General features: G+C 56.1%; 1 protein-coding gene. It reads right to left on the reverse strand.

The features are described from left to right. Positions 1-565 precede the first annotated feature (565 nt). Complete coding sequence (locus ATB98_RS00105) at positions 566-1,381, reverse strand: EAL domain-containing protein (RefSeq protein ID WP_167354037.1); 816 nt, start codon at positions 1,379-1,381, stop codon at positions 566-568. Positions 1,382-2,635 lie beyond the last annotated feature (1,254 nt).

A 2,635-nucleotide genomic window follows, 5' to 3' on the forward strand; every position in this document is an offset into this window, starting at 1 on the left:
CAGCGCGCGTCCTCGCCTGCGAGCGCCACGAGACCTCAGCGCCAATCCAAAACCAGAGCCGCTGTGAGAAAAGCGGGCTAATGAGTGAACAGGCCCCTGCGAACACTCCGCAGGGGCCAATTCTGACACTTGACACCGCGCCGGACGAGGCGCACAGGAAAGGTCGATGCAGCTCAAGCAGACCCCGGCTCGACTGTTCTCGGGCGGCCTAGAAACGGTCCCGTATGGCGGGCCGCGAGTTGCAATAAATATTGGAGGGCAGACGAGAATCCGCCCGTGCTCTCATGAGACTAAAGCGCCATTTCAGCGAGAGTCTAATGTGTTCACGTCTCCGCCGCATGACGTGTTAATGGGAGCCGCCCCTCGCCGATCCTAATCGGAGCAAACCCAGGTCGCAACGGCTCTACAACTTATCTGCGTTCCAGTAACCGTCAGCGAAAGGGTGCTGACGAACTGACCGACCGGCTGCACAACGAAATTGCCGGATCTCGGTAGCTATTTATCGTGTGCACACTCCTAAATGTGCAGCCCACCTCGTAGGTGGTTGGGAAGTCAGGCCAGGTCGTCAGGCTGAAAGCCCCGCGAAGCCGGGAGCCTCACACACGCCCACGGTTGTGCTACCCATAACGGCACGATGTGCCAATCCCCGAAAAATCGGACACAGCGGAGGCTCTGAGAGGAGATATCCCTGGACATGGGTGGCACCAGCCGCTCTGGCGAGGGTAAGCTGCTCGTAAGTCTCGACCCCTTCCACGACGATAGTGGGTGCCACGCAGGAGGCCAACCCTGCCATATGGTACAACAAACGGTCAGCGCTCAGACGACTGTTCGACTGTACGAAAAAAGCGTCAATCTTGATGATGTCCACGGCCATCGAAAAAATCGCCTCCGGGGTCCAGAAACCAGACCCGAAGTCGTCAATCGCGACCCTGTAACCTAACTTCCGAATATCTTGAATTAATTCTGTAGCGCCGAAACTCGGCGCGCTCTCAGTGATCTCCAATACCAGTCTCGGTGCAAGCGACCGATTTCGATGGAGTTGATCATAGAGCATCGCCCGGTGTTCTGCGCTGGAGAAGTTCAAGGATGAAACGTTGCATCCGAGCGAGCCAGACGCGTTGTTGGACAACCATTCGAAGGCTAAGCTCAAGATAGAGCGATCCAATTCAGGCGCATACCCCGAGGCCTCTAGGGTGGGCATAAATTCACCCGCGGTGACCACGGAGCCACCGAGTTTTAGAAGTCTCGCCAGACATTCAGAATATAACACTTCATGGTGATGATTGACGCAGTTCACTTGCTGCACGGAAAAGCCGATCCGGCCCTGTCGTATTGCTTGGAGGGCAGTGCGAACGATATTGTCCACTTCGTCGAGCTTCATCTTCCCCCCTTGGTTTCGCTGCGCGTTCCTGCGCATCAAACTCGCGAGCGTTGCTTGGGCCACTGCCTCTTTTGAAAGCGGCCCTTCTTGCCGTGATACTGCTCGGCCAACCGGGCCAGCCTTCTTTAGCCCGACTGGCGCGTGCGGTGATACTAACGAGTGGTGCTATTCGCCCACCCGCTCGCGTAAGCCCAATAAAGAACTCTACTGCTGATAAAAAGTTAAAAAGGTAAAACACCCCAGATAACCACCGCATGCAATCGCACGCCGGCCAGGGTGTGATCTTGGCGTCAGGATACGAGGCGCTGCTCAGTTGGTGAGGAGGGAAGTTGTAGCTGTGTCGCTGAGGACCAGGAACAACTTGGCTCCGGTCGAACCGCGTATGCCATCTAGGCCGCACGTCCGCGGGTCTCTTCATTGCAAAGGAGGGCGCGATTTGCCCTGATCTGCTCCTGGTGATGTTTGGCGATTGGATGCAGCAGAGGAGGCGGGTTCGCCGTCGTTTCGGGATTCTTTAACAGCAGTTCCTTCGGCCGGTCCACCTCGGGCCGCCATAGTTTCGTTATCAGCGACCCCGCCGCTTGGTCGCTTCCAGACTGCCGCGTATGTGGAGTCGACCTCTGATCCGGTCGAACGCCACCCCACATACGTGAAACGGGCCTGCCTTACTCCTCCACATGTCTCCCGGCCCGGGCAACGGCAGTCTGTCCATGATCTGAATCAATTCAGCTGTATGTCGTTTTTGCTAGCTTGCATGCAACTTTTAGCCACCCCACTATATTTGGAATTGGGAGAGAGTGAGGGTCGCTGACGCAGTGCATCGTCTTCACCTTCCAGGGCGGGACGACAAGTCGGGACCGAGGCCGGATCTCCGAATGACCTATTCAAAGAGCTCAGGATGGCAGATCGAAGTCCTTTCACAGCATGCCTATAATTGGGCCCAGAGGCATGCCGATTCATTCCTCTTCGACAACGATGCAATCGTATCAGAACCAACCGGATCGGCGTTAACATTCTCGTTCATGATGCGAGAACGAACGGGTTGAAAACCGAATATATCGGACCGCGTGGAGTCCTCACATTTTGATGGCACCCCTTGAAGAACGTCACTTTCGGCGACGCATATTGCTTGGCGGTAGCGCTTCTGCGCTAAGTCGCTTCCATGCAGACAGGACTAGTGGATGGAATCTAACACTTGGTGCCCACGTTTGACGGCAGCGATGATTTTGTCGGGATCGGCGGTCCAAGTGAAGG

The sequence above is a fragment of the Sinorhizobium saheli genome (assembly GCF_001651875.1).
GTDB classification, from domain to species: Bacteria; Pseudomonadota; Alphaproteobacteria; order Rhizobiales; family Rhizobiaceae; genus Sinorhizobium; species Sinorhizobium saheli.